The 7,870-nt window shown below is 42.3% G+C and carries 3 protein-coding genes; all 3 read right to left on the minus strand.

Annotation, left to right across the window (positions count from 1 at the left end):
* Nucleotides 1-4,723 (minus strand): DUF4082 domain-containing protein (locus GILLI_RS17720; protein WP_006988914.1); only part of this gene is annotated, 4,723 nt, incomplete at its 3' end.
* Nucleotides 4,724-5,352: 629 nt separating this feature from the next.
* Nucleotides 5,353-6,222, minus strand: a complete 870-nt coding sequence (locus tag GILLI_RS09610) for a ThuA domain-containing protein (RefSeq protein WP_006988915.1) — start codon at nt 6,220-6,222, stop codon at nt 5,353-5,355.
* A gap of 82 nt (nt 6,223-6,304) precedes the next feature.
* Nucleotides 6,305-7,870, minus strand: a 1,566-nt coding sequence (locus tag GILLI_RS09615) for a DUF4082 domain-containing protein (RefSeq protein WP_006988916.1), incomplete at its 5' end; no start/stop codon positions are given.

Here is a 7,870-nt window from a genome sequence, read left to right on the forward strand (position 1 = left end):
CCAATTTTGTTGTGCCCTGGAAGAATTCCACCTTGGATATAGTACCATCGGTATCCGAGGCAGTTGCATCAATAACTATAGTGGCTGGAAAATTAAAACTTGCATTGTTTAAGGGGGCTGTGATTGCTATTGCAGGAGGTGCATTGACAGTAATGTTCACTAAAGCTGAAGTTGTCGCTGCTCCTTTATCATCTGTTGCGATAGCTGTTAATGAATAATTGCCTGCCGCAACATCACTCCAGGTAAAACTGTATGGACTGCTCAAATCCTCTCCCAACTTTGTTGTCCCCTGAAAGAACTCTACTTTGGATATAGTACCATCGCTATCTGAAGCAGTTGCATCAATCGTGATAGCTGCAGGTGAAGTAAAACTTGCGTTGTTTAAAGGTGCTGTAATAGCTACTGCAGGAGGTGCATTGACACTAATGTTCACTAAAGCTGAAGTTGTCGCTGCTCCTAAATTATCTATTGCTATAGCTGTTAATGAATAGTTGCCTGACGCAACATCACTCCAGGTAAAACTGTAAGGACTGCTCAAATCCTCACCCAACTTTGTTGTGCCCTGAAAGAATTCTACTTTGGATATAGTACCATCGGTATCCGAGGCAGTTGCATCAATAACTATAGCGGCAGGGGCAGTAAAGGTCGCATTGTTTGCAGGAGTCGTGATGGCAACTGTAGGAGGATTATTGGTAGTTATGAACGTATTAAATACCACATCTACCCAGTAGTTGCTGCTTTCAAAATTCTGATCGGGAAATGCAGGGATTGCAGAGTATGTGTATACACCATTAGGGCCATCTGTACCACTCTGCAAACCAGTAAGAGGGGGCTTTACCAATGCATTGTTGAAAAATGGATTGGTTTCTGAGTAAAAACCATCGCTGCTGTGATAGGAAATTACATAGGTCGTGTTGGCATTTATGGCAACGGGGGAGGAAAATGCTACTTCCTGCCAGCCTGAAGCGGTTTCGTTAATGAATGTGGCCTGTGCCAATAAGCTACCTGTGCGACTGTATAGTTGGCCGATATGTGTCCCTGTGTTGCCACTCTGCTTATAAAAACGAACTCCCGCGACGAAACCATTTACCGAAGAGCGAAACTTCATGCCCAATTGCAGCGCCTGACTCTGATCATTCAAAAGTTGTCCAGTAGGGCCAGCTGTAGGTTCAAATACCGTACACGGACATGCAAAGCTTCCCGGGTCGGGATTTACTGTCACAGAAACAACTGCAGAAGTATTGACCATACCCTTATCATCGGTAGCCCTGGCTGTTAATGAATAGGTGCCAGCCGCTGCATTGTTCCAGGTAAAACTGTAGGGACTGCTCAAATCTTCTCCCAGCTTCGTTGTACCCTGGAAGAATTCAACTTTGCTTACAGTACCGTCGCTATCCGCTGCTGTAGCATTAATAACTATAGCGGCAGGGGCAGTAAAGGTCGCATTGTTTGCAGGAGTCGTGATGGCAACTGTAGGAGGATTATTGGTAGTTGTGAACGTATTAAATACCACATCTACCCAGTAGTTGCTGCTTTCAAAATTCTGATCGGGAAATGCAGGGATTGCAGAGTATGTGTATACACCATTAGGGCCATCTGTACCACTCTGCAAACCAGTAAGAGGGGGCCTTACCAATGCATTGTTGAAAAATGGATTGGTTTCTGAGTAAAAACCATCGCTGCTGTGATAAGAAATTACATAGGTCGTGTTGGCATTTATGGCAACGGGGGAGGAAAATGCTACTTCCTGCCAGCCTGAAGCGGTTTCGTTGGTGAAGGTGACCTGCGCCAATAAGCTTCCCGTGCTGCTGTGCAGCTGACCGATATGCGTCCCTGTGTTGCCGCTCTGCTTATAAAAACGAACTCCCGAGACAAAACCATTTACCGAAGAGCGAAACTTCATACCTAGTTGCACCGCCTGACCATCAGTCACAATTGTACCAGCAGGACCAGCTTCAGGTTCAAATACCGTACATGGACATGCAAAGCTTCCCGGGTCGGGATTTACTGTCACAGAAACAACTGCAGAAGTATTGACAACAGCCTTATCATCGGTAGCCCTAGCTGTTAATGAATAGGTGCCAGCCGCTGCATTGTTCCATGTAAAACTGTAGGGACTGCTCAAATCTTCTCCCAGCTTCGTTGTACCCTGGAAGAATTCAACTTTACTTACAGAACCGTCGCTATCCGCTGCTGTAGCATTAATAACTATAGCGGTAGGGACAGTAAAGGTCGCATTGTTTGCAGGAGCCGTGATGGCAACTGTAGGAGGATTATTGGTGGTTGGGTACGTATCAAATACTACATCTACCCAGTAGTTACTGCTTTCAAAATTCTGATCGGGAAATGCAGGTATTGCAGAGTATGTGTATACGCCATTAGGACCATCTGTACCATTCTGCAATCCAGTAAGAGGGGGCTTTACCAATGCATTGTTGAAGAATGGATTGGTTTCTGAGTAAAAACCATCGCTGCTGTGATAAGAAATTACATAGGTCGTGTTAGCATTTATGGCAACGGGGGAGGAAAATGCTACTTCCTGCCAGCCTGAAGCGGTTTCGTTAATGAATGTGGCCTGTGCCAATAAGCTACCTGTGCGACTGTATAGTTGGCCGATATGTGTCCCTGTGTTGCCACTCTGCTTATAAAAACGAACTCCCGAGACGAAACCATTTACTGAGGAGCGAAACTTCATGCCCAATTGCAGCGCCTGACCATCATTCAAAAGTTGTCCAGTAGGGCCAGCTGTAGGTTCAAATACCGTACACGGACAGTTTATTACCTGTCCTGTTATATTTAAATTCACAATAACTGGTGCTCCCATATTACCGGAATCATCAAAAGCCCTGCTTTGAATTGTAGCTGCTCCTTCAACTGTTGGGGTCCATTTATACGACCAATTTGAATTGCCAGTAGCCAGACTCCAAGTGCTTCCCCCATCAGTGGAAACCTCCACACCTGCCAAAACCTGATTATCTGATGCTGTTCCGGTTATAGTAAGTTCCACACCTACTGGTGAAGATGCATTATCAACGGGAGATGAAATAACAGTAACAGGGGCCTGAGTATCTGTAGAAGCAGTTGCCGCGACTAAGCCGGGTTGTCTGGTTCCCGGCTGCGTTCCCATATCTGCAAACAGGTTAAGGGTAGCTTGTTGCATATCTAAGCTCGGTGCCGCATTACCCCTATCATGATTTCCGTCCAGACCCCAGGACCATTGAACGGTACCTGCCCCAAAAACCAATGCTCCACTATTATGCTTGTAAAGAGAAATATTATGAACTTTTCCTCCTATAACTGTTCGGGAAAGTAAAATCCTTCCGTTAGGATAAGAAGAACGGTAAAGTTCCTGTTCTGAATTCCATTCGTAACCAATAGTACCATAAGTAAAGGAAGCTTTTTGTCCAGTACTCAAATTAGCAACACTAGTGTTACGCCAAAACCGCAAATTTTTATATTCACTTGGAACCTCCAAAGAGGCATCAGACAATTCCCAGCTAATCTGTCCTGTGAGTGCATTTTCCGGCTGACAGCCACCGGCACCTGCAAATGTACAGCCATCACGCCACAATCCGGTCCATTCAGGACTTGGATCACATTTGCCTCCACAAGTATTTTCCCCCAAGGTTCCTTCCTTGTAACAAACCAAAGTACGGTGAGAAACCCCGTTTCCATCTATGCTATTTTCCCAGCGCGTTTTCCAATAGACTTCATTACCGCTGAAAAAGGCCATATGAGTTCCTGCATTTCGGGCAGCTAAAACATTTGCCTTATGGGTTCCTGACCAATATTCATCATGTCCTACAGAAAGAAAAACCTTATGATTTCTTATAAGATTACCCCTTCTGTCGCTATCCACATTTGTAGTGTAAGTCATATCATAACCATTTGCCTCCAGCCAACGAATCATGGGATACTCAGCATTGAATAGCCAGTCTTCAGAAGGACCTCCACCTCCTCCACCATCACGCGTAATAAAAGGCCTGTTATAGCTCACTTTTACGGCTTTTCCGCCAGAACCTGTATATAGGCTTTTACCATTATTGTTATCTCCATATACATTATAAGCCTGCCAGGTAGCATCGGAGGTCTGGAACAATATATCAGAATTACTGGTATCGTCACGGACAATAAATGCAATATGACTTGAGCCTCCATTATTAGTTCGGGTTAATTTAGCGAGGTACAATCCGGAAACTGCAGATGCTGGAATATTCCAGGTAGCAGATTGTGTCCAGTTTCCACAATCCAGTAAACCTGTATTTGAATCTGTAAGGCAATTTGGTTGGGATTGGGGCAAAGTTGCTGTTAATGTCGCACTTCCTTGAAGTCTTGCTCCATTTCCCTGATAATAACCGAGTCGGTATATGTTAATTGTGTAAGCATTGGCATTGCTTTTAATCTTAAACCGAGCGGTTTCCCCTTTATTATAGCTAATATCTGTAGCATAACCCTGAATCGTGGGATCCCCTGCTCCACTGATCTGCCATTCAGAAGCAGGATTACCTGGCTTAGCATTTTCTAAAACTATAGCATTTTGAGCTATAACTTCAGAAAAAATAACACTCAAAAGAAGAATTAAAAAGAAAAGTCCTTCCCTGATTTTGCCAGAAATAACCATATAGAAATTTTGCCTTTTGGTTCTTATATCTTTTCTAATAATTTCCAAAATGGTGCAATTTATATATTTATGAAAATGAACGGAAGTAGTTGTGTTTTTCATAACTTTTTTATTATTTGATCACCTTGCATTTTTGCTAAAATACCGGACTTAAAGTCCTTTCATTTCTTGTAATTTGATTCTTTTCTTGAAGAAAATTATAAATCCTAAGAATTAATAAACTTTTTGAGAAAAAATTGTTGATTAGCGAATGGTATTTGAAGACTTGAAATCTCATTACAAAGGCTCACCACTTTTTAATTGCTTTATCAGTTATAAAACATTAATAATTCGTAGGCTTCTTTTTAGGAGTCAAAAGTTGACTCCCGTATCCCGGGGAAGTATCAAACCTCCCGAATTTCCACACTGAAAGACTTTCTCTTAGCATTTTTATGAAAATGGAAAACTAGAGTTTCAAAAGACACGCTTGACAATTCAGTTATTCTCCCATAATATGTTCCAAGGGTAAAAAATGATTAGAAATTTCCTTTCCTCCTTTTTTTAAGTAATTAATCCCTATATCAAAATGTCAAACATAATTGGATTGAATTTTTTAAATCCCAACACAATATTCACTATCGAGGATATTACTATTATTTTTAAAGGGAAATTCTTATAGTTTTTTGTCCTCTTATTTAAATGACCTGATCTTCTTCAGAAAGAAATAATAATTAAGGATGGTTGTACCCTTTTTATTCAGTTGGAAAATCCTTAGGAATTTTTTGGGTAACCTTTCCTGATGCTGCCCATTCTGTCCCTCTTTGTATAATTGTAATAAAGCCTACCCCTCGTTGAGATTCAAGATCATGGCCTAAAGTAGTTTGAAACACCCTCCCTTGCCCATAGTTTATTACCATCATTACAGGTTCATTCCGGCCAGAACCCTTCTTTTCTAATGGGGTCTTAGCAGTTGCCAATATCTCCATATTCTCGGCTGGACCTCGAAGTTCCTGATAGATTTGATCCTCTTCATTCATCCAGGTAGCAGGCAAACCTTTTGTAATTGGATGATTTTTATTTTTTACTTTCATTTTTACCGAAGATTTATTTGTATGGTAGCCTCCCCCTTTTGCATTGTGAATCTGCGCTGGTTTTTCTTTTTCTTCATCATAATAAACGATTGGCCCAACTTCTGGGTCTCTACCAGTTCCCACCCCTATCATTTTATTATAAGCCGTCCAATCTGGAAAGGCATTACTTGCTGCGTGGACAATAACTAGTCCCCCACCATTGTTCACAAATTCTTCAAAAGCATTTTTAATTTCTTTTGGCCAGGAATACCCATTGTAATTAGAAACGACTACTTGATAATTTGTGAAATCTGGTTTAAAGCTATCTAAAGCACCCCCTTCTGAGGGATAATTTCTTAGCACTTCTACAGAAAACAAACCCGTTTCTTCCAAATGAATTTTCATTATTTGAGTAGTTTCCTTCCAATTCTGATGATCGTTTTGACCATCTATAATCAACACATTATATTTTGTCTGTCCAAACGCTGAAAAGGAGCAGGAAATCATTATAACGATCATGAATATGGAAATACCAGAAAATAAAGATTTCATAAATTTAAATTTAAGATTTATAAATAATGAGCTCCAGTTCTATCTGAAAGAAGCTACAACTCTTTTGTTTTTTAAATTAATTTTATCTGTTAATCGCGATTCTGAAAGTTTGAGTGCCTTTTTGACTCTGTAACCTAACCAGATAGATTCCACTAGGTAAGCCCCTTCCATCTATTTCTATCAGATTTTTTTGGCCTGCCTGGGTTTGTTCTTTTTTTAGTAAGGCAACAAAAGATCCTTTTCCGTCATACAGATTAATCACATACTCACCTCCATTTTGTAGTACAAAATCTATATAAGCTATTTCGGAGAATGGGTTTGGATAAACTTTTAGAACATCCTTTGGTTGTGGATCAGAACTTTGCGATACACTTGTTTTTACTGAAGAAACTACCGAAGTAGCAGTTGTTTTAAGGGGATTGCTCGTATCAAATACCACATCTACCCAATAGTTACCACTTTGATAATTCTGATTAGGAAATGCAGGGGTGCCGGAGTATCTGTATACACCATTAGGGCCATCTGTACCACTCTGCAAACCTGTAAGAGGGGTTTTTACCGTCGCACTGTTGAAGAATGGGTTTGAAGCAGAGTAAAAACCGGAGCTGCTGTGATAAGAAATAACATAGGTCGTATTGGCATTTATGGCAACTGGGGAGGAAAGTGCCACTTCCTGCCAGCCTGAAGCGGTTTCGTTGGTGAAGGTAGCCTGTGCTAATAAGCTACCTGTTCTGCTGTATAGCTGGCCGATATGCGTGCCTGTGTTGCCGGCCTGCTTGAAGAAACGAACTCCCGTGACGAAACCATTTACAGAAGAGCGAAACTTCATGCCCAGTTGCAATGCCTGACCATCATTCCAAAGTTGGTTAGTAGGGCCAGCCGTAGGTTCAAACACCGTGCACGGACACCCAAAGCCTCCCGGGTCGGGATTTACTGTCACTGAAACGACTGCAGAAGTAGTGACCGCAGCCTTATCATCAGTAGCCCTGGCCGTTAATGAATAGGTGCCTGCCGCTGAATTGCTCCAGCTAAAACTATAGGGACTGCTCAAATCCTCTCCCAGCTTTGTTGTGCCCTGGAAGAATTCAACTTTGGTTATAGTACCATCTGTATCAGAGGCTGTAGCATCAATGACAATAGTGGCAGGGGCAATAAAAGCAGCATTGTTGGCAGGAGCCGTGATGGAAACCGTAGGTGGTGTATTGGTGGGATCGGACACTGTGACGTTTACTGCCGTAGAAATAGTGACCGCAGCTTTATCGTCGGTGGCCCTGGCCGTTAATGAATAGGTGCCCGCCGCTGCATTGCTCCAGCTAAAACTATAGGGACTGCTCAAATCCTCTCCCAGCTTTGTTGTACCCTGGAAAAATTCAACTTTACTGATCGTACCATCGGTATCCGAGGCTGTAGCATCAATGACAATAGTGGCAGGGGCAATAAAAGCAGCATTGTTGGCAGGAGCCGTGATGGAAACCGTAGGAGGGGTATTGGTAGAATCGGAAACTGTGACGTTTACTGCCGTAGAAATAGTGACCGCAGCTTTATCGTCGGTGGCCCTGGCCGTTAATGAATAGGTGCCTGCCGATGCATTGCTCCAGCTAAAACTATAGGGACTGCTCAAATCCTCTCCCAGCTTTGTTGTGCCCTG

The organism is Gillisia limnaea DSM 15749, from assembly GCF_000243235.1.
Lineage (GTDB): Bacteria > Bacteroidota > Bacteroidia > Flavobacteriales > Flavobacteriaceae > Gillisia > Gillisia limnaea.

Excerpts from the sequence above, each read along its gene's own strand:
- GILLI_RS09610 (WP_006988915.1), bottom strand. The coding sequence starts at position 6,222 with ATGAAATCTTTATTTTCTGGTATTTCCATATTCATGATCGTTATAATG.